Origin of the sequence: Pseudomonas sp. PARCl1, assembly GCF_947311875.1 — a bacterium.
GTDB classification, from domain to species: domain Bacteria; phylum Pseudomonadota; class Gammaproteobacteria; order Pseudomonadales; family Pseudomonadaceae; genus Aquipseudomonas; species Aquipseudomonas juntendi.
Window position 1 is genome coordinate 1 of record NZ_CAMZMX010000051.1, and the last position, 22,638, is coordinate 22,638.

The following is a 22,638-nucleotide window of genomic DNA, read 5'->3' on the forward strand; positions in this document are numbered from 1 at the left end:
AGGCACAAAAAAACCACCGGGCAGGGTGGCTTCTTGTACTGCATTCGTAACGCTTGTGTGAGGTCATCATATATGCATCAGACCATCCAAAGCAATACCGTGGCCCTCGCGCCACAAAATGCGAACCACGATTCTGTGGCGCGCACTATGTCTTCCCGCGAGATCGCTAACGTCACCGGGAAGCGGCACGACAACGTAAAACGTACCATTGAAGACCTGGCGGCCAGCGGGCTGGTCCATCCTCAATCTGAGGATGAATGGTCCCGCGATAAATTGGGCAGGGCTAGGGCAACCCGGATCTATAACGTCTGCGAGCGTGACAGCTACGTCATCGTTGCTCAGCTTTCGCCGGAGTTCACATCCAAGCTGGTAGATCGCTGGCAAGAGCTTGAGCGATCCTTCGCTGCGCCTGCGCCGTTGCCGGCGAACAATTCAAAGGTTATCGGCGAACTGGCCATCCTGGAGTGCTTTGACCGCCTCCTGAAGCCGGCAAACTCCAGCAAGATGCTGATGCTGGCCAAGATCGCCCAGAACAACGGCCTGGATGCCAAGTTTCTGCCTGGCTACGCCATCGATGAGGCCCCGGATGCTGCGGGCGGCTCGTCCATGGCCACCAAGTCTGCTACAGCCCTGCTGAAAGACCACGGCATCCGCATGTCGCCAGCGGCCTTCAACAAGGCCCTGGAAGCCGCTGGCGTGCTCAAGGTCATGCAGCGCAAAAATTCCAAGCAGGAGACGGTCACGTTCTGGGCTATCACCGAGAAAGGCCTTCGCTACGGCAAGAACCTGACCAGCCCGCAATCGCCTCGCGAGACGCAGCCGCACTGGTACGTGGATCGCTTCCCTGAACTGACCGAGATGGTCAGGAAGGGGCGCCCATGAAATACGTGACCCTCGTTGTAGAAGATGCTGCCGAGCCGATTCACCTGGGAATGGCGCTGGCTGGTGGCCGCGTTACTGCGGCTGGCATAGGTGACTATTCCCTGTATTGCGACTTGATGGAGGCCGCCAAGGAGCTCGTGCTGCTGCTTGAGGGCGGCATCCCGCCAGGACACGACTCTCTCGACGCTGGAGCGCGCACTGTCCGCGAGATCATCACAAGGCTGGACGATGCCGGGGATGGCGTCCAGTCCGAGCACGAAGCTATGCGCGCGGACGCCAAGCGGTATCGTTACATGCGCGACTTCCCCTACAACAACCTCGCCAGGGCGGTAGGGATCACGGATGGTCGCCATTTCTGGCTTCAGTACGCTGCTGCTGACCAGGCCGTCGATAAGGCGATGGCTGACGACGCCGAGCTTCTTGCGTGCCTGGTGCAGGAGCATGGCCAATGACCGACATTCCACGTCAATTCAAGGGCGTCTGGATCCCTGCCGAGGTCTGGCTCGACCACTCCCTGTCGATCACCGAGAAGGTGATGATGGTTGAGATCGGCAGCCTTCAAGACCCTGTGCGCGGCTGCTACGCCAGCAACAGCCACTTTGCCAGGTTCTTTGGGCTGTCGAGTTCCCGCGTGTCCGAGATCATCAGCGCTCTGTCGGCCAAGGGTCTTTTGCGGGTCGAGCTGATCCGTGATGGCCGGCAGGTTGTCGAGCGCCGTGTTCGCCTTTCGAACCTATTCGGAAAGTCGAATACCTATTCGGAAAACACGGCGACCCTATTCGGAAAAGGCGGTGACCCCTATTCGGAAAAGGCGGAGGAGAGTAATACAAAGAGCAACAGTACAACTGAGGGTGAGCGCGTGGCCGCCAAGGCGTCCTCGCCCGCTTCGCGCAAGGCTTCGAAGTTCGACCCTCTGACTGCCTGCCCTGCCAACGTCACTACCTCCGTATGGGCGGACTGGTGCCAGCACCGCCGCGAGATCGGAAAGCGCCTGACCAAGACCACCTGTGAACGCCAGGCCAAGACCCTTGCCGGTCACCACGCACCCGACGCCGTGATCAACCAGTCGATCAGCAACGGCTGGACTGGCCTGTTCCCAGAGAAGGTGCTGCCGGGTGCTCAGCAGGGCCGCACTGTTCGCAATGGCCCTGATTTCAACGACACCAGCTGGCGTCATGACACGAGTGATGACCTATGAAGAACGTCACCCAAATGATTCCCGCAGCTGCGCGGGCCCTGCAGGTCAGCCAGCCGGTACCGGTTGCCGGCGTGCCGCTGGGCGTTGTCGACGACGCCACCGGCGAGGTGGTGGAGAAGATCTTCCGCCAGCTGCAGGCCATCTTCCCGGCCCACAAGCAGGCATGGCCTGACGACAAGGCCCTGAAGGCTGCCAAGCGCAGCTGGACGAAGGGGCTGATCGACGCCGGCATCAGCGACATCAACCAGGTGCGCTACGCCATCGAGGAGTGCCGCCGGAGCGGTTCGCCGTTCGCGCCGAGCGTCGGCCAGTTCATCGGCTGGTGCAAGCCTTCTCCGGAGCGCCTGGGCCTGCCAGCCGCTGATGACGCATGGATGGAGGCTCTGGAGGGTCGCTACAGCCACGAAGGCGTGCGCCTGGCTGCCGTGGCCACCGGTTTGTTCGACCTGCGCGCCGCCCAGCCGACCGACAAGGCCCTGCACCGTCGCTTCGACCGGGCCTACGAGATCATCGTCCGCCGCGCTCAGGAGGGCGAGCCACTGGACGGCAAGATCGCCACCGGCATCGGTCACGACAGCCAGAAGAGCGCTGCGCAGCTCGCCGATGAGTACGCCAGCCAGAAGCAGGCGCGGCTGTTGGAGGTCCAGCAGATCCCAGCCAGCGCCGCCGCGTGCCGTGCACATCTGCTGGCCAAGTTGAACATCAAGCGCGCCGGGCAGCCGGCCGGGGAGGGGGTATGAGCCTCGTTCGAGAAAACCTGATGACCCGAGAAGGCTACTCGCCGTACTGCGGTGGAGAGCGATGCCCGCACCTGATGCCGCGCACCACCTGGGATGGCGAGCAGTTCAAGTGCCGGTGCGGCTGGCGTTCGCAGTTCCCGGCCGACTTCATCGCCGAATACAAGGCCAAATGGCACGCGCAGGAGAAGCACTGATGGACACCAACAAGATGCGCGAGCAGTTCGAAGCGTGGATCAGCTCCTACATCGGCAGCACCTGGCTTAAGCGCAACGATCACCAGATGGACGAATACCTCGACGAGAACGCTCAGTTCATGTGGGAAGCCTGGCAAGCCTCCCGCGCCGCCTTGGTGGTGGAGATCGAGCAAATACGTAGCGAGGCGAAGCGCCAGGAAGACGGGTTGAAGGAAATGCTGCGTCGCCAGAACAAACAGATCTGCGCTCTGAGGGGGAAGCCATGACCATCGACATATTCAGGAAAGACCTGATTGTTGAGGTGCTGCACATGGGTGAGGGCGATGAGACCTTCATCACTGCGATCAGCGGGCGAATCACCGTGGAGCGTCTGCAGGAGATCGAAAAACAGATGGCGGACGGGGAGGGCTTTGAGAAGGGCGCCGGATCTTATGTGTTCGATTGCGCCTACTTCCCAGGCCAGTACGGAGAGTTCGGTTATTGCGAACTGCCGCCGTGCTGGGAGCTGACCTTGATCGGTTTCGTATCCCTTGAGCAGTTGACCCTTGAGACGAGCAGCGAGGAAGACCATGACTGAGTTCCTGATGCGAAGCATGGGTGACGTCAGCGCGCTGCTGGGGCGCCTGCAGGCCCAGGACTTCACCAAGCCCAAGCTGATCGTCATCTGCGACGAGAAGCGCCCCGACGTCTGCAACCGGAAGATGTGGGCCATGCTCCGCGACGTCTCCCAGCAGGTGGAGTGGTACGGCCGCAGGCTCACCGACGAGGACTGGAAGCACATCTTCAGCGCGGCGGTGCAGAAGCAGGACGCAGTACCGGGCATCGACGGCGGCTTCGTCGTCCTGGGCGTATCGACCCGCAAGCAGTCGCAAAAGTGGTTCAGCGACCTGTTCGAAGTGATGCATGCCTTCGGCGCCGAGCATGGAGTGCGCTGGACTGAGCCGGATCGGTGGGGAGGGCGGTACTGATGCGTGTCGTATCCAAGAAGGTGCGCGAGAGCGCCCGCGGCCAGGACTGCACTGTCAATGATCAGGAAGAAAGATGGCGTCCGGTTCGGGGCTTTGTAGGCCTCTACGAGGTGAGCAACCTAGGCCGCGTCCGCTCGATCAGCAGATACGTGAAGTTCGGTCGTGGCGAAAAGTTGATTGAAGGCCGGATCCTGGCTCAAAGCATGAGCGCAGGGTATCCAGCGGTTTGCCTCTGCGATGGTCCCGATCAATCCAAAAGGAACATCCACCAGCTGGTCGCAGAGGCTTTCGTTCCAGGTGAGGGGGAGGTTGTCAGGCACCTTGACGGGGATCAAATGAACTCAAGGGCTGAGAACTTGGCCTGGGGCTCTCACAAAGACAATGAGGCTGACAAGGTTAGGCACGGCACAAAGCTTGAGGGGGTATCCCACCCGAACGCCAAGGTAACGCCAGATCAGGTTCGCCAGATCCGCAGGCTTCACGCGCAAAAGAACTCCCAGCTGGATATCGCCAGAGTGACAGGGGTTAACCGCGGAACTGTTGGAAAGATCGTTCGCGGAGAAGCGTGGGGGAGCGTCGTATGAAAATTGTCAGCAAGAAGATCAGAGAAAGCGCCAGGGGTCAGGACTGTACGGTCAGGTTGATAGGCGTCTGCAATTTCAACCCTGAAACCACCGTGCTGGCCCACCTGCCATGCGGGCAGAAGGGAATGGGCATGAAGGGCTTCGACACCGTGGCGGTCTACGCCTGCAGCGCCTGTCACGACGTGCTCGATGGTCGTGGGAAGGGAGAGGTGGACTGGTCCGACATGCCGCGGGCGATCGCTGAGACTCATGAGGCCCTGATTCGGGCCGGCATTCTGACCATCAAGGGGGCCGCATGACGGAACTGACACTGCCGTGGCCACCGGCCGCATGCAGCCCGAATGCCCGGGTGCACTGGACCAGAAAGAGCAAGGCGGCCAAGTCCTACCGGGCAGCCTGCCACCTGCTGGCCAAGCAGGCTGGCATCCAGGCGCCGAAGGGTGAAGCGCTGCTCATGCTCGAGTTCGTCCCGCCAGATCGCCGCCGGCGCGACGACGACAATCTGGTGGCGATGTTCAAGGCGGGTCGTGACGGCCTGGCAGATGCCCTGGGCATCGACGACAACGTGTTCGCCACCCAGATCAGGGTGAGCAAGGAAACGACCAAGGGCGGCGCCGTGCGCGTCCGTATCCAGGCCCAGGAGGCAGCAGCATGACACCAGCATGGGGATTCCTGATTTTGGCCACCCTCATGGTGGTGGGTGGTGTGGCGTTGTCCTGGGCAGGCGCGGTTCGACGCAAGCGATGCTACGAAGAATTCATCGTGAGAAAGGCCAAGCGGGCAAGGGGTGGGCAATGAACTATCAGAACGTGGTATCGGCAGTGGTTCGCGCCCTGGCGGCCGAGACGATCAACAGCGCAGGCGGTTGCGAGTTCGAGCCGAAGGTTCAGGCGGCCAAGCAGAAAGGCGAGATCGTCGGCAAGGAGGCTGCATTCCTCGTGGACTGCTGGGTGTTCGGCCGGCTGCACAAGTCGCTCTCAGCTGAGCACTGGCGTGCGCTGGTGGCGAAGTACTCCACTCACGAGGATCGCAAGCACAACGCAATACTGGAGCTGATGAAGACGATCAAGTCGCCTGCACCTCAGCGCTTCCGTGAGTGCGCCATTTTGACCTGGGCAATCCCTCAGGTAGGAGGGAAGCATGAGCCGGCCGCGATCGAGATGGTGAGCAGGGAGGCCGAAGCTATCGCCAAGAACAAGGCCCTTGTGGATTCGTTCAACGAGAAAGGGTTGAGCGGCATGAGCGATGCGGTGGATCGAAAGCAGACGCTCAAGAGGTCCGCAGCTGTGCTGCCGGCTGCCTGGTACAACATCGACAACTGGGACAATGACGGCAAGCCAGAGTCGACTCGGTACCGTTGGCGCTCGTCCATCCGAAAGACGCTGGACAACCAGGTCAACGAGGCTCTCACAGCCGCTCAGGAGCTTCTCGATGCAGAGGGATTGATAGAAAGTTGCGCGGCGTAGCAAATAGCCATTGCAATGAGTGAGAAAGTGAGAGAATATTTGCCCATCCTGTCGATCTTGCGCGTTACGGATTGACACACAGAACCCGGCCATTGCGCCGGGTTTTTTATTGCCCGAAATAGGGCCTCAAGAGGCCCTGAATTCCCAAGGACAACCAATGGCCGAACCAGCAAGCACGACTGCCGGCGTCCTGCTGGTGAAGTACGGCGTGATCATTGGCGGCTTCGCAGGAGCGATCCTCTCGCTGACCTTCCTGCGGGGGCTCACCCGGGGCCAGGCGGTCGCCGCCTTCTTCACCGGCTTCGCTTCGGCAGTCTTCTGCACCCCGCTCGCCATCAGCTACTTCAGCCTTGGCACAAGCGGAGAAACCCAATACGGCGTGGCCTTTCTGATAGGCCTTCTGGCAATGAACATCATCCCGGTGCTGAAGTCGCTCGTGGGTCAGTTCGGAGCCAAGGGAGCTACCTGATGAGCTCGACCCTGATTTCAGTCCTGATCGGCGCCAATGCCTTCCTGAGCGTGCTGGTGGTGATCGCCGCGTGCGACTACCTGCGGCGGATCAGGCCAATGGATGCGCCACTGCTGGCCGTCGCGTTCTACCTGGTGGCCATCGGCGCGTTCGGCGCGTTCGTCCTGGCCATGAACGGCCATGTACCCACCCTGTACGGTGTGATCCTCAAGCTGGGGATCGTCCTGTATGCGGTCGCCCGGCGCGGTCACGTGTTCCAGCCCGGGTAGGGCACCACAAATTCGCTATGCGCCGTTTCGTGGCGCGACAACCTGAGGATCACCCATGGACAACCAGCACAAGAAGATCACCGGCTACCGCGACCTCACCCAGAGCGAGATCGACGGCATGAACTCGATCAAGGCCCTGGAGGCCGATGCTGGCGAGCTGTTCAAGCAGATCGGCCAGATCGAAGGCGTGGACCAGCGCACCTTGGCCCTGGCCAAGACCAACCTGCAGCAGGGTTTCATGTGGTTTGTGCGCTCGATCGCCAAGCCGGCCGATCCGTTCAGCTGAGGGCGGGCAGATGGCGCCAGTAACTGCACGCATCGTTTGCCGCCATCGCTGGTGGCTCAGGTTCTACCTGGCTGGCGTGCTCGCCATTGCTCAGATGACCGGTCGCGAACCATGCCTGGAGCGCTTGAGCTACTGGGTAGGGCGCGGCATCAAGATCGAGGTTCATCCTGAATGACCACCATCGCCTACAAGGATGGCGTTATCGCCTACGACTCCCGCGTCACCCGAGGCGACCTGATCACCGATGACGACTGTGACAAGTGCATTGAGCGCGACGGCGTGAAGTTCTTCATGTCCGGGGCTCTCTGTGACTATGACGCATTGGTCGGGGCCTACTTCGGCACCGCGCCATCCGGGAAGGTCGACGCATCTGCAATCGTCGTGGATGGCGGGAAGCTGCTGATGGTGGCGGTGGATGACGATACGGGTCTGTGGAAGTCGCCAATCAAGCCTGATCGTCCGTACGCCATCGGTAGCGGCACTCCATACGCATTCGCTGCGATGGACATGGGCGCATCTGCCGAGAAGGCCGTCGAGATGGCTGCAAGGCGCGATACCAGCACTGGCGGCAGGGTTCGGACTATGACGATCCGCGCAGCCGAGCATAAATAACCAGCCCAGCGAGGCACCCAAGTCTCAAGGAATTCCCTATGGCGCTGACAGCAAAACAGCAGCGCTTCGTCGAAGAATACCTGATCGACCTGAATGCCACGCAAGCCGCTATCCGTGCTGGCTACAGCAAGAAGACGGCAAACGAGCAAGGTTCACGCCTGTTAGCAAATGTTAGTGTTTCAGCCGCTGTTGCCGAGAGCATGAAGTCAAGGTCTGGCAGAACCGGAATCACCCAGGACATGGTACTCAAGGAACTCGCCAAGATCGGCTTCAGCGATATCCGCAAGGTGGTCCGCTGGGGCGAGACGATGGTCCGCATGGTCGAAGCCGACGATGAGGGCCCTGAGGACATGGTTCCGTACCACGGGCTGGCCTTAGTCGACTCCACCGAGATTGACGATGACACGGCTGCTGCCATCGCTGAGGTGTCTCAGGGGCGCGACGGCCTGAAGGTCAAGCTGCACGACAAGAAGGGCGCTCTGGTCGATATCGGCCGACACCTGGGCATGTTCGTGCCTGCAGGTCACGCCGACCTAGATGCAGAGCTCAAGCGGATCGAGATCGAGAAGCGCCGGGTCGAGCTGGCCGCGCTTAAGGCAGGTCATGAGCCGGCTCCTCCTGTAACCAAAATCGAGATTGAGGTGGTAGGTGGCCGGTCGGACGCTACGAATCCAGATGACCGAGCCTCAGGCTAGGTTCTTCCAGCTGCAAGACAAATACCCTGCCTTCGTTGGCGGGTTCGGTACCGGAAAGACGGAGACCCTGGCCAACTGTGCCCTTCGTGATGCCTTGTCCTCCTCTGACGCGCTGATTGCGCTCTATGAGCCGACCTATGACCTGGTGAGGTTGATCCTCGCACCTCGCATGGAGGAGAAGCTGAGCGAGCTTGGCATTCGTTACAAGTACAACAAGCAAGAGAACATCATCTACACCAGCGCCCCGAACTGCGGTGACTTCATCCTCAGGACGCTCGAAAACCCGGCGCGAATCATCGGGTATGAGTCTTACCGCGCGCACGTCGACGAGATCGACACGCTAAAGAAGGCTCAGGCGGCGCTGGCGTGGCGCAAGATCATTGCGCGGAACCGGCAGCGACCAACTGGTATAGAGCAGCCATTCAACCGAGTTTCGGCCTACACCACGCCTGAAGGATTCCAGTTCGTCTACGACACCTGGGGGCGCGCTCCCAAGCCTGGCTATGCGATGGTTCAGGCTGCGACCTACACAAATCCGTTCCTTCCCGACGACTATGTGCAGAGCCTTCGCGACAGCTACCCAGCTGCGCTAATCACTGCATACATCGAGGGAAAGTTCACAAACCTGAACAGCGGCAGCGTCTATCCAGACTTTGACCGGACGCTGAACCACTGCGACACCGTCGAGCAGGAGCGTGAGCCGCTTCTGATCGGCATGGACTTCAACAGGCTCAAGATGAGCGCTGTTGTCTATGTCCTGCGCGGCGGATGCCCTGTAGCAGTAGCCGAGATCACTGATGGGCGCGATACGCCGTACATGGCAGAGCTGATCAAGGCGCGATACGCCGCGAAGGGCCACCCTATTCAGATTTTCCCCGATGCATCAGGCCAGAACGCCAGCAGCAAGAATGCCAGTGAGTCGGACCTGAGCATCTTGCGACAGGCCGGATTCTCCATCCAGGTGAACGGGACAAACCCCGCAATCGCGGACAGGGTGAACGCCGTCAACGCGCTGATCCTGAATGGCAATGGCGAGCGGCGCCTGAAGATCAACGTCAACCGGTGCCCGCACCTTGCGGACGGATTGGAGCAGCAGGCCTACGACAAGAACGGCATGCCCGACAAGTCGAGCGGGGTGGATCACCTCAACGACGCCGCCGGCTATCCGCTGGCCTATCTGTTCCCTATCGAACGCCCAATGACTACGACCCAATCCCTGAGAATGTGACCATGAGCGATAACCCGAGCTTCACCCTGCCAGCTGTCGACGAGATGCGCCGATACTGGGCGGTGATCTCTCCGCTCATGGGCGGGACCATGGCCATGCGCGCTGCTGGCCAGGCGCTGCTGCCGAAATACCCAGCAGAAGATGATGAGATCTACAAGTCTCGCCTTGCCCAGTCCACCTTGCTGCCCGCGTACTCTGAGACGGTCGGCAACATGACCTCTCGGGTGTTTGCGGAGCCGCTGCAGCTGGGCGACGACGTTCCGGCCGAGATTGCGGAGATGGCAACGGACATCGACCTGGCCGGAAACGACCTGAACAACTGGTCGGTGGAGTTCTTCCGGAATGGCTTGAGCCACGGCCTGTGCCACGCTTTCGTTGATCATCCAGCCTCCGAAGCCGGCCGCACCATGGCGGAAGAGAAAGCCGCGGGCGTCCGCCCATATGCTGTCATGGTCAAGCCTGAGCAGGTTCTCGGGTGGAAGGCAAAGGGCGGTGTGCTGACCCACATTCGCTACATTGAGGCGATCGAGGAAGAGGATGGCGAGTTCGGCGTTGATGTCGTCTTGCAGATCCGCGTACTTGAGCCAGGCCTGTGGAGAATCTACCGAGCCCCAAGCAAGGGTGGCGCATGGGCAGTTCATGACGAGGGCGTCACCAGCCTGACGTACATCCCATGGGTGACGTTCTACACCGGTCGCACTGGTTTCATGACTGCCAAGCCACCGCTGCTGGAGCTGGCCCACCTGAACGTAAAGCACTGGCAGAGCCAGAGCGACCAGGACAACATCCTGCATGTCATTCGCGTGCCGATTCTGGTGCGTATCGGCATTCAGGCCCAGTACGACAATCAGGGCAAGGTCATCCCGCCAGAGTTCAAGGTTGGCACCGGATCACTTACCGATCTGCCGAAAGATGGCAACCTCAAGTATGTGGAACACACGGGCAAGGCTGTAGAGGCCGGGCGCACCGCGCTACAGGACTTGCTGGATGAGATGCGGATGGCAGGTGCCAAACTGCTGACCCCGGACAAGTCTGCGACCAAGACCGCGACACAGGCCGAGGAAGAGGCTGCTCAGGAGCTTTCGCCGCTGGCCCGCATGGCTCACCAGTTCGGTGATTGCCTGGGGCAGCTGCTCCAGTTCATGGCTGATTACCGTGGTCAGGGTGATGGCGGCACCGTCGAGATGCGCGGCAACTTCGACGTTGACTACATGCCTGAGGTGTCGCTTCCAACTCTGGTATCCATGGCCAACGCCGGCATGCTTTCGAAAGAGACGCTGTTCGCTGAGATGCAGCGCCGTGGCGTGATCAGCGACGAATACGACTGGGAGAAAGAGCTGGCCAAGATTGAATCCCAAGGCCCAGCCCTCGGGGCGATCTGATGAAGACAGCAAACGAGCAGCTGATTGACGAGCTGATTGGGCATGAGGTCGATCTGTCCAGGTTGAGCAATGCCCAAGTCGTCGCGATCATCAAGATCCTGAACGGTAACGACGCTGAGCTGCGTGCGGCGTTGGTGTCTGCCATCGAGGCGCTGGGTACAGACCTGAGCGCTTCGGCCGTGGATGCCGCGCTGTTCCGGGTCAACCAGCTGAACAGCGACACCTTCGCCCAGGTTCGCCAGGCTATGACTGCGCTGACTGATGGCGTGGCCACCTACGAGATCGCGTTCCAGCTGAACCTGTTCGAATCGATCGTGCCAGCCCTGGTGCAGGCCGGGTTCCCAATCCAGGTCGCACAGTTCAGCCAGGTGAGGGCGCAGGCCGCAGCCAGGCCATTCCAGGGGCGATTGCTTTCCGAATGGATGGACGGCATCGAGGCGGACCGAAAGGCGCTCATACGCAACGCTGTGCGCGCTGGCGTGGTAAACGGACAGACCACAGCTGAGATCGTGCGAACGATAATGGGCACCAGGGCCGAGAAGTACGCGGACGGCCTCTTGCAGCGGCCACGCCGCGAAGTGGAGTCCGTAGTAAGGTCCGCTGTATCGCACACCGCAGAGACTGCCAGCGACAAGGCGTTCGAGGCCAATAGCGACATCATCAGCCATGTTGAGTGGCTGAGTACGCTGGACAGCCGGACATCGACAACCTGCCGAATCCGTGACCGCCTGCCGTACACGCTGGGCACCTACCAGCCAATTGGGCACAAGATCCCATGGCTGGCTGGCCCGGGGCGCATTCACTTCTGCTGCCGGTCCACCAAGATCCCGATACTCAAGAGCGCCCAGGCGCTGGGGATCAGTGACGCGGCTACGCGGGCAAGCATGGATGGCCAAGTTCCACAGCAGACCACCTACGCGCAATGGCTTGCTCGCCAGCCCGCAGCCCGCCAGGACGAGATCCTCGGGCCTGAGCGCGGGAAGCTGCTGCGCCAGGACAAGCTGAAGCTGGAAGACTTCTACAACGAGCGCGGGAAATTCCTGACGCTCGACCAGCTGCACGAACGACTCAAGTAATTCCGCGCCACGAAATACGAGCATCGCGTTTTGTGGCGCGCAATGCAGGCCTCGCCCAGTGCGGGGCTTTTTTCTGCCTGCGGTTCGGATGGACGGGGCGCAATAGGGCCGGATGGCTCATCAGCAGGCCGGATGGCCCAGAGAGACGAGATGAAACTCAAAACCGTTGAAGTGGATGGCAAGCAGTACGCAGTGATCGAAGACGGCAAACCCGTCTACGTCGAGGACGATGGCAAGGAGGTCGCCTTCGATGCTGCGGGCACCCGCAACACCATCACTCGGCTGAACGCCGAAGCCAAGTCGCACCGAGAGCGCGCTGATGGCCTGGAGAAGACGGCCAAGGCATTTGAAGGCATCGAAGATGCTGCCGCCGCCAAGAAGGCGCTGGAAATCGTCGCCAACCTCGACGCCAAGAAGCTGGTGGATGCCGGCGAGATCGAGAAGGTGAAGGGTGAAATCAGCAAGGCCTTCCAGACCCAGCTGGACGAAGCCAACACCAAGGCTCAGACCTTCGAGCAGCAACTGTACGCCGAGAAGATCGGTGGCAGCTTCGCCCGTTCGCAGTTCATTGCCGAGAAAATGGCTGTCCCGGCAGACATGGTGCAGGCCACCTTCGGCAGTAACTTCAAGATCGAGGAAGGCAAGGTCGTCGCTTATGACGCTCAAGGCCAGAAGGTCTTCAGTCGCTCCCGCCCAGGTGAGCTGGCCGACTTCAACGAAGCGCTCGAAACCCTCGTCTCGCAGTACCCGCACCGCGATCACATCCTCAAGGGCACCGGTGCTCAAGGCACAGGCGCCCACACGACCAATGGTCAAAAGCCCCAAACCAAGGGAAGCCTCGGCGGTGACAAGGCAGCGCGCCTGGAAGCCATCAAGGCCATGACCGCAGACGCTTAAGGAGCCAACATGGCACTTTCGAACATGAAGGTATTCAACGAATACCTCAAGCAAACCACCATCGAGACCCTGCAGCAGGACGTTGAGAAGTTCAACGCCGCGTCTGCCGGCTCGATCCGTCTTACCACCCAAGGTATCGACGGTGACTTCCTGCAGGAATCGTTCTGGGCTGGCCTGCATAGCGCTCAGCGCCGTGTTGACCGCTATGCCGCGAACGGCGCCCAGTCCTCGACCCCGCTGGCTCAGAAGCAGTATGACGCGGTGAAGATCGCCGGTGGCTTCGGCCCGATCATCTGGGAGCCCGCACAGCTTTCCTGGGTGCAGAAGAACCCGGAGGAGGCGCTGGAGGTCATCAGCCGCAACCTGTCCGAGTCGATCATGTCGGACCAGCTGAACACCGCCATCGCAGCCCTGGTCGCGGCCATCGGTAACCAGTCGGCAGCGGTGAACGACGTATCTGCCACCGCCGGCATCACCTACGTTGGCATCAACAACGCCCACGCTCTGTTCGGTGACGCATCCCAGCGCCTGGTGGCTCAGGTCATGACCGGTGCCATGTATCACAAGCTGATGGGGCAGAACCTGGCCAACGCTGAGCGCCTGTTCACCTTCTCGGGCGTCCAGGTGGTCGACATTCTCGGCAAGGCGGTCATCGTCACTGACGCTGCCGCGCTGTACGAGGCTGGTACCCCGAACAAGGAGAAGGTGCTGAGCCTGGCCGATGGCGCAGCGGTGGTGATGGACGGCTCCGACCTGATCACCAACATCGAAACCTCCAACGGCAAGGAGCGGATCGAGACCACCATGCAGGCCGACTACACCTTCGGGCTGGGCCTCAAGGGGTTCACATGGGATACCGCCAACGGCGGCAAGTCGCCGACCAACGCCGAGCTGTCCACCGGCACCAACTGGGATCTGGTGGCAAACAGCATCAAGGCCTCGGCTGGCGTCATGACCATCGGTGACGCCGCGCAGTAATCGGCATAGCGCCCTTCGGGGCGCATTCCTCAGGAGAACGCCATGAGCGAGAAAGTGATTTACGAGCAACACCCGGTCAGCGCCGAGCGCAAAGCCGAGCTGCGTCAGAAGGGCTACAAGATCATTGACGCCAAGTTCGCGCCGGCTGACTACGAGCACCCGGAGCCGATCAAGGCTGCGAAGGGCGGCAAGGGCGCAAATTCGGCAGCTGCCAAAAAGGCCGCCGAAGAAGCCGAGGCCAAAGCCAAAGAGGCTGAAGCCAAGGAAAAGCTGCAAGTCGCGCTGAAAGGTAAGGGCGTCGAGTTTCCCGCTGAAGCCAGCCTGGAAGACCTGCAGAAGCTGCTGGACGAGGCCAAGTAATGACCACCTACATCACCGTCGAGCAGGTAGACGCCCTGCTTTGGCCTACCTGGGCGCCCGCCGACCAGAAGGCCCGCGCGGTGCTGATGGCCAACACCTGGCTTACCAATCTCGGCCTGCCTGAGTTCGATCCGGTACCAGATGACGTCATTCAGGCCGGCGCAGAGATTGCCCGCGAGGCTGCGGCGGGCAACATCTACGGCAGCAAGGAAACCGGCGTGCTGAGCAAGTCGGTGGATGCTGACGGGGTGTCCAGCAGCAAGACCTACGCCGAGTCGTTCCGCACCATCAGTGCTGGTGAGTCGTTCGCCCTGGCGCTGCTGGCGCCCTACCTGAACAACAGCGGCCAGACCAAGATCGTGAGGGGCTGATATGGGACTTCGCGACGAGCTGCAGGCCGACCTAGCCGAGGCGTTCAATACGGACCTGGCCGACGCTGTTCTGGCCTTCACCGGCGAGTACATGGGGCCAGGCGTGTGGGATCCGGTTAACGAAACCACGACAGCCCAGCCGGTCACCTACTCAGGCCGTGGCGTGCTTTCGCGTTACGAAGACAGCCGAATCGACAACATCAACATCCTCGTCGGTGATCTGCGCCTTACCGCGCTGGCCAACGAGGTCGCGGATACCCCGGATGTCGGTCACAAAATCACGGCGCCCGACCTGATGGACCGTACCAAGCAGGTGGTCTACCTGGTCAAATCGGTGCGAGCCGATCCGGCCTCGGCCACCTATCGTGTGCAACTGAGGAAGTGACCCATGGCCAAGCAGGGATGGAGCACACCGCCAAGCCTGTTCGCTGGCGTGGTAGAAGAGGCGCTGACTCAGCGCGTCAGGGTGATCGCCCTGGCCATGCTCAACGAGATCGTGCTCCGGTCGCCGGTCGATACCGGGCGATTCCGAGGCAATAACATCGTGAGCGTTGGCGCCCCGGTCTACACGACCACCGAGAACCTGGACAAGAGCGGCGGCGAGACGATCCAGCGCGGCCTGTCTGCCATGAGCGGGCTTGAGCCGTACACGCAGGTGTTCATCCAGAACTCGCTTCCCTATGCGCTGCCGCTCGAACAGGGGCACTCAAAGCAGGCTCCTGCCGGCATTTATGAAGTCTCCTTCCACAGCGTTTCCCAGGCCTACAGCAGATGACCTTCGAACAGATCCGCGCCGTGATCATCGGCCGTATGCAGCAGTGGGCGGGCATTCCCGCAGACGCTGTCGACTACCCGAACAACCCGCAGGGGCCATTCAGTCCAGCAGGCAAGCCAATCTGGGCCAGGCTTGCGGATGTTCCTGGCCTATCCAGCACGCCAGAGGTAGGCAACGGCCCAAGCGTTCGGCGCACGGGCATTGTCATCGTTCAGCTGTTCGTGCCAAGCAACAAAGGCACCCTGGCTATTGCCAAGGCCGCCGACACGCTGGTGCAGCACTTTGAGTACTACAGCGCGCCAGAAGGGCCGCTGGACTTCTTCGCTGCATCGCCAAGCGTGGTTGGTGACGAAGGTAACGGCTGGTACCAGGTCAACATCTCGCTCCCATACAGGGCCTACTGATGAGCCAGACCATGAAGGTCCGCTTCAATGGCGAAGTGGTAGACCGCGCTGTTGCGCACACCACCAGGGCCATTCAGGAAGACGGATCGATCGTTGAGTACACCGAGCCGCTGCTCGAGCACAACGAGGTCGTATTCAGGCCTGACGACGACCCGTTGCCGATCATCGTGGTCCGCACTATTCCCGCCTGACCACAAGCAAACCCTGCACCGCCACATGGCGGTTTTTTTACGCCTATCGATAGGAGAAACACCCCATGAGTAGCGGTGCAAAACGCTCAACCGCGTGGATTCGCGAAGTGACGCCGGGGACTACCCCGCCGGGCCCATGGAACGTGCTGACCCGCGTCAGCTTCGGCCTGGTGCCCACCTACAACACCGAAGAGAACAACGAGATCGGCGAAACCCGGATGTCGCAGGGCACTGCCCAGACGACTGTGGACGTAGGCGGCGATATCGAAACCAAGTTCCGCTACGGCGCCCTGGACGAGTTCCTGGCCTCCTGCTTCGGCGCGAACTGGGTCGGCAATACCCTGACCATGGGCAACGAGCGAATCTCGTTCTCCATCGCCGCGTACGACGCTGACGTGGGTATCGCGGGCATTGCCCGGGGCGCTCAGGTTGACACGATCAACATCGAGGTCCCGAACGACAACGAGATCAGCGTCACCACCACGTTCATGGCCACCTCGTGGCAGGACAAGGCCGACAACACCTCGTTCATCGTCAGCCCTGCGCCCGAGGCTAACCAGCGGCGCTACGGCTTCAAGGACGTGACCGGGCTGAAGATCAACGGCGTGCAACTGGGTGACGACAACGCGTGCGTTGACACCTTCAACCTGCAGTTCGCCAATAACTCGCAGACCCAGCGATGCATCGGCAACGGCAACCCGTTTGCCGGCAACATCATTCAGACCACCTTCGTGCCGGGCGGCTCGATCACCATGAGCTGGTCCAAGACCGCCTACGAATACTGGAAGGCGCAGCAGACTGGTGACGCAGTGAGCTTCGAGTTCACCCTGAGCAACGCAGACGGGGGCTACACCTTCTTCATCCCTGAGATGGAAGTCAGCGGCGATTGGCCGGACGGCGGCGCCACCGACATCATCCAGGTGGAGCTGAGCTACACCGCTCGCCGCGTGCCGCCGACCATCACCCGCCTGCCGGCACCGATTGTAATCGCTGCTGTAGAGGTGACACCTGCCACCTTGAGTCTGGCCGTTGATGAAACCGCCGACCTCGAGGCCGTAGTCACCCCGGCTGGTGCGAGCCAGCTGGTCGAGTGGACCACCTCGGACCCAGCGGTCGCCAGTGTCAGCGCCACCGGCTTGGTCACCGGCCTGACCGCCGGCACCGCCACCATCACGGCTACCAGCGTCGCAGACGGCACCAAGACCGACACCTGCGCTGTCACCGTCACCGCTTAATCCTTTGCCCGGCGCGCCCTGCGGTGCGCGTCGGGCCTTTTACCGCAGAGGAATACCATGGCTCTTGTCATTTCCCAGGCTCCGAAGCTGGACGTTGAAGGTACGCGGTGGGTTGAGATAGCCGCCGGTGTGAAGATCAAGGTCGGCTCGGCAGCAAACCCGAAGTTCAAGTCGCACCACGCTCTGATCCAGCGGCATCAGGCTATTGTCGACTCCCGCTATGGCGTAGGTACCGATGGGTTTGACCCAGCGAACGCCGAGATTCCAGAGATCGAGAGCATGGATGACATGCTGGTAGACCTGGTGTGCAAGCACATCATCCTGGAGTGGGAGGGCGTCGAAGAGGCTGAACAGCCGGGTGTTGACACCCCATACACACAAGAGCGCGGGAAGCTGCTCATTGCCCAGCGTCCGGACGTGTACTTCACCGCCCTGCAGGTGGCTACGGACATCGCAACGCGGGCCGAGGAGCGGGCCAAAGAGACGGCAAAAAAGCCGTAGAGGCCTATTGCTGGGGGCGCGATTGGGCCGGAGAGGCGAACGAGAAAGCTCGCTGGAAGCGAGAGCGCCTTAAAGGCGTGGAGCCTGTGCCGCCGACGCCGGAAATTGATCCAGTGACCGCCGAAATTCTTGAGGCGTACGGACAGATTGGCAGGTCCCGCCAGTACGTCGGCATGGTCGGTGCGCCGGCCCCAATCGCGCGATCCGCCATCACTGAATACCTCGACCGCTACCCCTCGGCGATATGCCGCGAAGAGTTCGATGCCGCCATCTTTGCCCTGGATGACGAGTTCCGCAGGCAATGGGATGAGCAGCAAGAGAAGGCCAAGCCCAAAACACCACCGAAGCGCTAGGTGGCGAAGAGGCGTTTTTGCGCATCCTGCTGATGGTGGTAGATTGCCCTCATCATACGGAGGTGCAGGAAATGTCACTGATTCGAGCGACACTCATTCCAGCGATGCTCGCAGCATCGTTTGCTCAGGCTGCGGAAGAAGACCCTTGCAAGGTCTATGACACAGCGGCAAAGGGCGCGATGGAGTACAGGCAAAATGGGAAGAACCTGTCCGAGGCGCTGGCAATCATAGATAGGCGAGCCTCGAAGATCTCAGATGCAAAGGAGGCCCAGGTTAACTCGATTGTGCGAATTGCATTCGTGGAAGCCTTCAAGCTGCCCAGGTACAGCACTGAGCCAATGAAGACTTCCGCAATCAGCGACTTCAGGAACGATTTCTACAGCGGCTGCTTAAGGGCAATGGCTGAATTAAGGTCCAAGTAGGCCGAATACGACATGACAACCCGCTCCGGCGGGTTTTTTTACGCCCGGAGAAAGGCATGGCTCAGGAATCCCGCCTCTCGATAGTCATCGACTCGCGAAACGCTCGACAGCAGATCGACCAGCTGCGTACGAGCCTCAACAGCCTGGGTGACGCTGGCGGCGAGGCGACGGTCAACGTTCGCGGGCTTGGAACTGCTGCTCGCGCTGCAGGCAGTGCGCTTGCTGCTCTTGGGGTGGGCGCCGTCGCTCGCGAAGTGCTGCGCATGACCGATGCCTTCAAGAACATGCAGGGCTCTCTGGCGCTGGTCAGTACTTCGACGGCAAACGCCAGCGAGTCGTTCCAGAAGCTGCTGGCGATGGCCAACAACACCGGCAGTTCGCTTGAATCCACCGTCTCGCTGTACACGCGCCTGGCAAACGCCACTCGCGGTGCCGGCTACACGCAAGAGCAAATGCTCAACGTCACCGATGCGCTCAACAAGGCCTTCGTGATCTCTGGCGCAACGATGCAGGAGGCGTCGAACGCTGCAATTCAGCTTTCTCAGGGTCTCGCCTCCGGCACGCTGCGCGGCGAGGAGCTGAACTCCGTCATGGAGCAAGGGCCGCGTATAACTCGCGCTCTGGCCGATTATCTGGGGGTAACGAACGGAGAGATTCGCAAGCTTGCGGCAGAAGGGAAGATCACTGGCGATGTTGTAACGAACGCGCTGCTCAAGTCGCTGACATCGCTAAACGCTGAACTGGCGAAGATGCCGCGGACGTTTGAGCAGGCTTCGCAGGCTCTCAAGAACAACTTCCTGGCTGCCGTCGGGCAAATCAATGTCGACCCTGTCGTAAGTTCCGTAGACGCCCTGGCCGCGTCTCTGGCCCAGCCAGATGTTGTCATGGGCATTCAGCGTATCGCCAACGGTCTTGGGAGCCTTGTTGCTGTTGGCGGAGACGGCCTGAAGACCGTCGTCGAAAACACTGACGCGCTGATCGCCGTAGCTGGAGCCTACGCAACCAAGGTTGGTGTAGGCCTGGTTTCGTCCCTGGCTCTGTCGGCCAAGGCCAGGCTGGCAGATACAGCTGCAGCCAATCAGCAACTTGTAGCTGCTCGGCAAGGTGAGCTTGCAGCTGCATCAGAAGCTGTTGCGATCCATAGCGTGACAGTGGCCACGGCAGAGGCATCGCTGGCCAGAGCAATCTACGCCCGTAGCGAGGCTATGGCGGCGACACAGACCGAGCTTTCTAGCGTTAAGCAGCTCAAAGCTGTGTCTGCTCAATTGGCTGCTGACAGGCAACTGGAAATCCAGCGCCTGCAGGCGCAGATCACGAATGCCGGACTCACCGCATCTCATACCCGTCTGGCCGAGATCCGCACAGCTGAGGCAGCGATCGCCAATCAATTGGCCGCGGCCGAGGGAAGGCTTGCAGCGTCGCGCCAGGCTGAACTTGCCACGGGGGCCGTCGTCGGCCAGCAGACCGTGGCGCTCAACGCAGTCCGCACAGATGGTGTTGCTATTCTCGGCGCTCAAACAGCAGCACAAAATGCGCTGAATGCCGCTGAGCAGCGAGGGATTGCTGCTAGAACAGCAGGGTCAGCTGCGCTGTCCGCGTTTGGCGGCCCGCTTGGGCTGATTACACTGGGCCTTTCGGTTGCGGCCGGAGCTGCAATCTACTTCGCTTCAAGTACTGACACCGCCACCGAAGCTCTCATAGACCAGAACTTAACGTTGGATGACTCCATCGCGAAGTTCAGAGAGCTTAGCGCCGAACAGAAGCGCTTTCAGTCATCGAAATGGATGGATGCTCAGCGGGATGCCGCGAGGGACGCCAGCAGCGCGCTGAATGATTACTTCACGCGTGCCTTCGATGGCCTTAATTCTCTCGGCGCTAGTGGAGTAGAGTCGGCCGAGACCTTCAAGAGCATGTTTGCGGAGGTAAGAAATGGTCAGCGCTCTCTTGACTCGCTGACCGGATGGCTGACCAGCAACACCCAGATTTCCAGCGTGTACCGCGACGAACTGGTCAGGATCGGAGCCGAATACTCAGCCAGCAGCCAGAAGGCTGACGACTACGCCCGCTTGCTTGACCGCAGCAAGACCGCAACTGATGGTGCTACCAGTTCAGCCAAGTCCCTGGCGAGCGCGCAGCAGGCCTCGGCTGCGGCGGTCGGTGGTGGCGAGCAGGCCTGGGAAAAGTACATTTCCCAGCTGACGCAAACCCGTGACCTCATTGGCGCAAATACTGCCCAAGAGGCTGCATATACGGCTGCGAAGGCTGGATTCAACAGCCAGCAGGTCGAATATGCGCGCCTGATCGGAGAACAAACCGACCTCCTCAAGAAGTACGAGGAGGCAGTCAAGGACGGCAAGAAGGAAGACCAGGAAAGGCTTCGGGTACAGCTCACGGCTTCGATCACTGCGTCCGAAGCCATTAAGTCGCAAATGGAGAGCCAAGGGCGCTCCATGAAGACCATGGCTGAGAACGCCGAGTCCAGCGCCAAGCGCCAGGTTGATGCGATTCAAACCGTTATCGACCAGACAGTGCGCTACGCCAAGGGGATTTCGCTGGTCGAGAAATACGAGCCTAAGCAAACTCTGCAGGGGGCTAGCCTTCTGACCTTTGGCCAGCAGCAGCCGACCTCGCAACCGAAGTCATCGCCGAAAACCAAGACGGTTGCGGAGATGGTTCAGGAAGTACTGGATCAGATTGACGGAAACACCACTGCGAAGCCCGGAAACACTGGATCTCCGAAAGGGCAGAAGGGGTTATCGAGCAAGCTGAACGAAGCCCAGACCGCTTTCGACAACCTGTATAAGGCGGCCCAGCCGGCCAAGTTCGCGCTGCAAGAGTATGTCGAGCGTCAGTCTCAGTTGGAGCTTCTGCTGTCAAAAGGGAAGATCACCCAGCAGCAGTACAACGAGGCCCTGGCTCAATCGTCGATCAACTACGCCGCCGCTATCAAGGGTGCCCAAGGCCTTTCCCAGGCTGAGCAGTACCGGGCGCAGCTCCAAAAACAGCTGGACAATGACCGCGCCCAGTACAGCCTGGACGCAGCCAGTGTTGGCATGGGCAACCTGCAAACGCAGCGCATGCAGCAGCGCGTTCAGCTGGAGCAGCAGACCAATGACCGCATCCTGCAGCTGCGCACCGAACTGGCAAATGCCACGACGGAGAAGCAGCGCCAGGACCTGCAGGCGCAGATCGACCTGACGAACGAGTTTCTCCCGCAGCAACTGGCAGCGCTCCAAGCCGGCTGGGCGCAGATGGATCAGGCCATGCTCAACCCGATCAACGGGTGGACGGCTGCCGTGCAGAACTTCGGCAACCAGGCGCGCGACATCGCCGGGCAAACGCAGTCGATCTTCTCCAGCGCATTCAACACCATCTCGACAGATATCACCGACGCGATTATGAGCGGGCAGTTGTCCATGAGCACGCTTGGCGATATCGCTTCGAACGTGGTACGCGAGATCATCGCCGGTTTCGTGAAGATGGGCGTGCAGATGGCGCTGAATGCTGCGCTGAATGCTACTCTCGGCACCGCTGCGGCCGGCCAAAGCATGATCCTGGCGGGTACCACGGCCACGGCCTGGGCGCCGGCGGCGGCAATGGCATCCCTGGCAACTCTGGGCGCCAACTCCGTTCCTGCAGCGGCCGCACTGACCTCGACCACTGCTCTGGCGTCCAGCCTGGCCGTGATCCCTGGCTTCGCCACCGGTGGGTACGTGTCCGGCGCCGGTACCGGCACCTCCGACAGCATCATGGCCCGCCTGAGCGACGGCGAGTTCGTGGTGAATGCCGCGGCCACCAAGCGCAACCGGGCGCTGCTGGAGGCGATCAACTCGAATGAGCGGGTATCTGTGGCTGGTGGTGGCGGCTCGGTTGTATCGACCCAATCGGCCGGCAGCACCCAGGCGCCTGTGGTCACTCAGCCAAACGTCACCGTGAACCTGATCGAAGACCGGTCCCGTGCCGGCACTGTTGATCAGCGCACCGGTGATGACGGCCAGCTGCAGATTGACGCCTTCGTGGCTGACATCTGGGGCGGCGGCGAGCGGGCGCAGGCCATCGAAGCGGCCTACGGCCTGTCGCGCAACCCAACGTAGGTAGATCC

General features: G+C 60.9%; 33 protein-coding genes and 1 pseudogene. All 34 read left to right on the top strand.

The annotated features are described in order from the left end of the window. Window positions 1–72 precede the first annotated feature (72 nt). The 34 genes and pseudogenes from QME24_RS21240 (at window position 73) to QME24_RS21405 (ending at window position 22,630) form a co-directional block, all read left to right on the top strand. A complete protein-coding gene (locus QME24_RS21240; protein ID WP_281691028.1) occupies window positions 73–882 on the top strand; it encodes a Rha family transcriptional regulator in 810 nt (269 codons plus the stop codon). Then, window positions 879–1,334, top strand: coding sequence for a hypothetical protein (locus tag QME24_RS21245; protein ID WP_281691029.1), 456 nt, complete (start codon window positions 879–881; stop codon window positions 1,332–1,334). Before QME24_RS21240 ends, QME24_RS21245 begins: the two co-directional genes overlap by 4 nt. Further along, window positions 1,331–2,080 carry a helix-turn-helix domain-containing protein gene (locus QME24_RS21250; RefSeq protein ID WP_281691030.1) on the top strand — a complete coding sequence of 250 codons (750 nt, stop codon included), beginning with the start codon at window positions 1,331–1,333 and terminating at the stop codon, window positions 2,078–2,080. The genes QME24_RS21245 and QME24_RS21250 overlap by 4 nt, the downstream gene beginning before the upstream one ends. Further along, on the top strand, window positions 2,077–2,820 hold the full coding sequence (locus QME24_RS21255) for a replication protein P (RefSeq protein WP_281691031.1): 744 nt from the start codon (window positions 2,077–2,079) through the stop codon (window positions 2,818–2,820). The genes QME24_RS21250 and QME24_RS21255 overlap by 4 nt, the downstream gene beginning before the upstream one ends. Continuing rightward, window positions 2,817–3,014 (top strand): hypothetical protein, encoded by a 198-nt coding sequence (locus tag QME24_RS21260; protein ID WP_281691032.1) that lies wholly within the window; start codon window positions 2,817–2,819, stop codon window positions 3,012–3,014. The genes QME24_RS21255 and QME24_RS21260 overlap by 4 nt, the downstream gene beginning before the upstream one ends. Continuing rightward, window positions 3,014–3,280, top strand: a complete 267-nt coding sequence (locus QME24_RS21265; protein WP_232889368.1) for a hypothetical protein — start codon at window positions 3,014–3,016, stop codon at window positions 3,278–3,280. The genes QME24_RS21260 and QME24_RS21265 overlap by 1 nt, the downstream gene beginning before the upstream one ends. Beyond that, complete coding sequence (locus QME24_RS21270; RefSeq protein ID WP_232889369.1) at window positions 3,277–3,591, top strand: hypothetical protein; 315 nt, start codon at window positions 3,277–3,279, stop codon at window positions 3,589–3,591. The genes QME24_RS21265 and QME24_RS21270 overlap by 4 nt, the downstream gene beginning before the upstream one ends. Next, window positions 3,584–3,982 (top strand): recombination protein NinB, encoded by a 399-nt coding sequence (locus QME24_RS21275; RefSeq protein WP_281691033.1) that lies wholly within the window; start codon window positions 3,584–3,586, stop codon window positions 3,980–3,982. The genes QME24_RS21270 and QME24_RS21275 overlap by 8 nt, the downstream gene beginning before the upstream one ends. Further along, window positions 3,982–4,566, top strand: a complete 585-nt coding sequence (locus tag QME24_RS21280; RefSeq protein WP_232889373.1) for an NUMOD4 domain-containing protein — start codon at window positions 3,982–3,984, stop codon at window positions 4,564–4,566. Before QME24_RS21275 ends, QME24_RS21280 begins: the two co-directional genes overlap by 1 nt. Beyond that, entirely contained in the window at window positions 4,563–4,865 is a 303-nt protein-coding gene (locus tag QME24_RS21285) for a nuclease domain-containing protein (protein WP_232889375.1), read from the top strand. The genes QME24_RS21280 and QME24_RS21285 overlap by 4 nt, the downstream gene beginning before the upstream one ends. Beyond that, window positions 4,862–5,221 (top strand): endodeoxyribonuclease RusA, encoded by a 360-nt coding sequence (locus tag QME24_RS21290; RefSeq protein ID WP_281691034.1) that lies wholly within the window; start codon window positions 4,862–4,864, stop codon window positions 5,219–5,221. The genes QME24_RS21285 and QME24_RS21290 overlap by 4 nt, the downstream gene beginning before the upstream one ends. Before the next feature lie 139 nt (window positions 5,222–5,360). Beyond that, window positions 5,361–5,693: pseudogene (locus tag QME24_RS24780) on the top strand (hypothetical protein); the annotation flags it as partial. Window positions 5,694–6,189: 496 nt separating this feature from the next. After that, window positions 6,190–6,501 (top strand): hypothetical protein, encoded by a 312-nt coding sequence (locus tag QME24_RS21300; RefSeq protein ID WP_016711287.1) that lies wholly within the window; start codon window positions 6,190–6,192, stop codon window positions 6,499–6,501. Next, entirely contained in the window at window positions 6,501–6,770 is a 270-nt protein-coding gene (locus QME24_RS21305) for a hypothetical protein (protein ID WP_054572370.1), read from the top strand. Before QME24_RS21300 ends, QME24_RS21305 begins: the two co-directional genes overlap by 1 nt. Window positions 6,771–6,825: 55 nt before the next feature. Continuing rightward, the gene (locus tag QME24_RS21310) at window positions 6,826–7,056 is read left to right on the top strand and encodes a hypothetical protein (RefSeq protein WP_019751353.1); all 231 of its coding nucleotides are present in this window, start codon (window positions 6,826–6,828) and stop codon (window positions 7,054–7,056) included. A 10-nt stretch (window positions 7,057–7,066) separates the two neighbouring features. Further along, window positions 7,067–7,231 carry a hypothetical protein gene (locus QME24_RS21315; protein ID WP_235767846.1) on the top strand — a complete coding sequence of 55 codons (165 nt, stop codon included), beginning with the start codon at window positions 7,067–7,069 and terminating at the stop codon, window positions 7,229–7,231. Next, entirely contained in the window at window positions 7,228–7,668 is a 441-nt protein-coding gene (locus QME24_RS21320) for a proteasome subunit beta (RefSeq protein ID WP_029886016.1), read from the top strand. Before QME24_RS21315 ends, QME24_RS21320 begins: the two co-directional genes overlap by 4 nt. 38 nt (window positions 7,669–7,706) lie before the next feature. Beyond that, a complete protein-coding gene (locus QME24_RS21325; RefSeq protein WP_071984513.1) occupies window positions 7,707–8,363 on the top strand; it encodes a terminase small subunit in 657 nt (218 codons plus the stop codon). Continuing rightward, a complete protein-coding gene (locus QME24_RS21330; RefSeq protein WP_029886014.1) occupies window positions 8,344–9,591 on the top strand; it encodes a terminase family protein in 1,248 nt (415 codons plus the stop codon). The genes QME24_RS21325 and QME24_RS21330 overlap by 20 nt, the downstream gene beginning before the upstream one ends. A gap of 2 nt (window positions 9,592–9,593) precedes the next feature. Next, entirely contained in the window at window positions 9,594–10,973 is a 1,380-nt protein-coding gene (locus tag QME24_RS21335; protein WP_029886013.1) for a DUF4055 domain-containing protein, read from the top strand. Then, window positions 10,973–12,049, top strand: a complete 1,077-nt coding sequence (locus QME24_RS21340) for a hypothetical protein (RefSeq protein WP_029886012.1) — start codon at window positions 10,973–10,975, stop codon at window positions 12,047–12,049. Before QME24_RS21335 ends, QME24_RS21340 begins: the two co-directional genes overlap by 1 nt. A gap of 150 nt (window positions 12,050–12,199) precedes the next feature. Next, window positions 12,200–12,946: a DUF6651 domain-containing protein gene (locus QME24_RS21345; protein ID WP_029886011.1), complete on the top strand. Its 747-nt coding sequence runs from the start codon at window positions 12,200–12,202 to the stop codon at window positions 12,944–12,946. Between the two features lie 9 nt (window positions 12,947–12,955). Further along, entirely contained in the window at window positions 12,956–13,924 is a 969-nt protein-coding gene (locus tag QME24_RS21350; protein ID WP_071984509.1) for a major capsid protein, read from the top strand. Window positions 13,925–13,966: 42 nt separating this feature from the next. Next, on the top strand, window positions 13,967–14,284 hold the full coding sequence (locus QME24_RS21355) for a hypothetical protein (protein WP_029886009.1): 318 nt from the start codon (window positions 13,967–13,969) through the stop codon (window positions 14,282–14,284). Beyond that, window positions 14,284–14,655: a hypothetical protein gene (locus QME24_RS21360; RefSeq protein WP_029886008.1), complete on the top strand. Its 372-nt coding sequence runs from the start codon at window positions 14,284–14,286 to the stop codon at window positions 14,653–14,655. Before QME24_RS21355 ends, QME24_RS21360 begins: the two co-directional genes overlap by 1 nt. Window position 14,656: 1 nt before the next feature. Further along, complete coding sequence (locus QME24_RS21365) at window positions 14,657–15,040, top strand: hypothetical protein (RefSeq protein ID WP_029886007.1); 384 nt, start codon at window positions 14,657–14,659, stop codon at window positions 15,038–15,040. Window positions 15,041–15,043: 3 nt separating this feature from the next. Beyond that, entirely contained in the window at window positions 15,044–15,430 is a 387-nt protein-coding gene (locus QME24_RS21370; protein WP_029886006.1) for a hypothetical protein, read from the top strand. Then, window positions 15,427–15,834, top strand: a complete 408-nt coding sequence (locus QME24_RS21375; RefSeq protein ID WP_029886005.1) for a phage tail terminator-like protein — start codon at window positions 15,427–15,429, stop codon at window positions 15,832–15,834. The genes QME24_RS21370 and QME24_RS21375 overlap by 4 nt, the downstream gene beginning before the upstream one ends. Beyond that, a complete protein-coding gene (locus QME24_RS21380; RefSeq protein WP_029886004.1) occupies window positions 15,834–16,025 on the top strand; it encodes a hypothetical protein in 192 nt (63 codons plus the stop codon). The genes QME24_RS21375 and QME24_RS21380 overlap by 1 nt, the downstream gene beginning before the upstream one ends. Window positions 16,026–16,090: 65 nt before the next feature. Beyond that, window positions 16,091–17,260, top strand: coding sequence for a phage tail tube protein (locus tag QME24_RS21385; protein WP_281691035.1), 1,170 nt, complete (start codon window positions 16,091–16,093; stop codon window positions 17,258–17,260). Between the two features lie 57 nt (window positions 17,261–17,317). Beyond that, window positions 17,318–17,761 (top strand): hypothetical protein, encoded by a 444-nt coding sequence (locus QME24_RS21390; protein WP_281691036.1) that lies wholly within the window; start codon window positions 17,318–17,320, stop codon window positions 17,759–17,761. Window positions 17,762–17,874: 113 nt separating this feature from the next. Next, the gene (locus QME24_RS21395) at window positions 17,875–18,114 is read left to right on the top strand and encodes a hypothetical protein (RefSeq protein ID WP_281691037.1); all 240 of its coding nucleotides are present in this window, start codon (window positions 17,875–17,877) and stop codon (window positions 18,112–18,114) included. A 17-nt stretch (window positions 18,115–18,131) separates the two neighbouring features. Then, entirely contained in the window at window positions 18,132–18,536 is a 405-nt protein-coding gene (locus QME24_RS21400; protein WP_281691038.1) for a hypothetical protein, read from the top strand. Window positions 18,537–18,592: 56 nt separating this feature from the next. Continuing rightward, on the top strand, window positions 18,593–22,630 hold the full coding sequence (locus QME24_RS21405) for a tape measure protein (protein WP_281691039.1): 4,038 nt from the start codon (window positions 18,593–18,595) through the stop codon (window positions 22,628–22,630). The last annotated feature ends 8 nt before the right edge of the window (window positions 22,631–22,638 follow it).

What these genes read in the sequence shown, in the direction of transcription:
- QME24_RS21240 (WP_281691028.1), top strand. Translation starts at nt 73, where the DNA reads ATGCATCAGACCATCCAAAGCAATACCGTGGCCCTCGCGCCACAAAAT.
- QME24_RS21245 (WP_281691029.1), top strand. Translation starts at nt 879, where the DNA reads ATGAAATACGTGACCCTCGTTGTAGAAGATGCTGCCGAGCCGATTCAC.
- QME24_RS21250 (WP_281691030.1), top strand. Translation starts at nt 1,331, where the DNA reads ATGACCGACATTCCACGTCAATTCAAGGGCGTCTGGATCCCTGCCGAG.
- QME24_RS21255 (WP_281691031.1), top strand. Translation starts at nt 2,077, where the DNA reads ATGAAGAACGTCACCCAAATGATTCCCGCAGCTGCGCGGGCCCTGCAG.
- QME24_RS21260 (WP_281691032.1), top strand. Translation starts at nt 2,817, where the DNA reads ATGAGCCTCGTTCGAGAAAACCTGATGACCCGAGAAGGCTACTCGCCG.
- QME24_RS21265 (WP_232889368.1), top strand. Translation starts at nt 3,014, where the DNA reads ATGGACACCAACAAGATGCGCGAGCAGTTCGAAGCGTGGATCAGCTCC.
- QME24_RS21270 (WP_232889369.1), top strand. Translation starts at nt 3,277, where the DNA reads ATGACCATCGACATATTCAGGAAAGACCTGATTGTTGAGGTGCTGCAC.
- QME24_RS21275 (WP_281691033.1), top strand. Translation starts at nt 3,584, where the DNA reads ATGACTGAGTTCCTGATGCGAAGCATGGGTGACGTCAGCGCGCTGCTG.
- QME24_RS21280 (WP_232889373.1), top strand. Translation starts at nt 3,982, where the DNA reads ATGCGTGTCGTATCCAAGAAGGTGCGCGAGAGCGCCCGCGGCCAGGAC.
- QME24_RS21285 (WP_232889375.1), top strand. Translation starts at nt 4,563, where the DNA reads ATGAAAATTGTCAGCAAGAAGATCAGAGAAAGCGCCAGGGGTCAGGAC.
- QME24_RS21290 (WP_281691034.1), top strand. Translation starts at nt 4,862, where the DNA reads ATGACGGAACTGACACTGCCGTGGCCACCGGCCGCATGCAGCCCGAAT.
- QME24_RS21300 (WP_016711287.1), top strand. Translation starts at nt 6,190, where the DNA reads ATGGCCGAACCAGCAAGCACGACTGCCGGCGTCCTGCTGGTGAAGTAC.
- QME24_RS21305 (WP_054572370.1), top strand. Translation starts at nt 6,501, where the DNA reads ATGAGCTCGACCCTGATTTCAGTCCTGATCGGCGCCAATGCCTTCCTG.
- QME24_RS21310 (WP_019751353.1), top strand. Translation starts at nt 6,826, where the DNA reads ATGGACAACCAGCACAAGAAGATCACCGGCTACCGCGACCTCACCCAG.
- QME24_RS21315 (WP_235767846.1), top strand. Translation starts at nt 7,067, where the DNA reads ATGGCGCCAGTAACTGCACGCATCGTTTGCCGCCATCGCTGGTGGCTC.
- QME24_RS21320 (WP_029886016.1), top strand. Translation starts at nt 7,228, where the DNA reads ATGACCACCATCGCCTACAAGGATGGCGTTATCGCCTACGACTCCCGC.
- QME24_RS21325 (WP_071984513.1), top strand. Translation starts at nt 7,707, where the DNA reads ATGGCGCTGACAGCAAAACAGCAGCGCTTCGTCGAAGAATACCTGATC.
- QME24_RS21330 (WP_029886014.1), top strand. Translation starts at nt 8,344, where the DNA reads ATGACCGAGCCTCAGGCTAGGTTCTTCCAGCTGCAAGACAAATACCCT.
- QME24_RS21335 (WP_029886013.1), top strand. Translation starts at nt 9,594, where the DNA reads ATGAGCGATAACCCGAGCTTCACCCTGCCAGCTGTCGACGAGATGCGC.
- QME24_RS21340 (WP_029886012.1), top strand. Translation starts at nt 10,973, where the DNA reads ATGAAGACAGCAAACGAGCAGCTGATTGACGAGCTGATTGGGCATGAG.
- QME24_RS21345 (WP_029886011.1), top strand. Translation starts at nt 12,200, where the DNA reads ATGAAACTCAAAACCGTTGAAGTGGATGGCAAGCAGTACGCAGTGATC.
- QME24_RS21350 (WP_071984509.1), top strand. Translation starts at nt 12,956, where the DNA reads ATGGCACTTTCGAACATGAAGGTATTCAACGAATACCTCAAGCAAACC.
- QME24_RS21355 (WP_029886009.1), top strand. Translation starts at nt 13,967, where the DNA reads ATGAGCGAGAAAGTGATTTACGAGCAACACCCGGTCAGCGCCGAGCGC.
- QME24_RS21360 (WP_029886008.1), top strand. Translation starts at nt 14,284, where the DNA reads ATGACCACCTACATCACCGTCGAGCAGGTAGACGCCCTGCTTTGGCCT.
- QME24_RS21365 (WP_029886007.1), top strand. Translation starts at nt 14,657, where the DNA reads ATGGGACTTCGCGACGAGCTGCAGGCCGACCTAGCCGAGGCGTTCAAT.
- QME24_RS21370 (WP_029886006.1), top strand. Translation starts at nt 15,044, where the DNA reads ATGGCCAAGCAGGGATGGAGCACACCGCCAAGCCTGTTCGCTGGCGTG.
- QME24_RS21375 (WP_029886005.1), top strand. Translation starts at nt 15,427, where the DNA reads ATGACCTTCGAACAGATCCGCGCCGTGATCATCGGCCGTATGCAGCAG.
- QME24_RS21380 (WP_029886004.1), top strand. Translation starts at nt 15,834, where the DNA reads ATGAGCCAGACCATGAAGGTCCGCTTCAATGGCGAAGTGGTAGACCGC.
- QME24_RS21385 (WP_281691035.1), top strand. Translation starts at nt 16,091, where the DNA reads ATGAGTAGCGGTGCAAAACGCTCAACCGCGTGGATTCGCGAAGTGACG.
- QME24_RS21390 (WP_281691036.1), top strand. Translation starts at nt 17,318, where the DNA reads ATGGCTCTTGTCATTTCCCAGGCTCCGAAGCTGGACGTTGAAGGTACG.
- QME24_RS21405 (WP_281691039.1), top strand. Translation starts at nt 18,593, where the DNA reads ATGGCTCAGGAATCCCGCCTCTCGATAGTCATCGACTCGCGAAACGCT.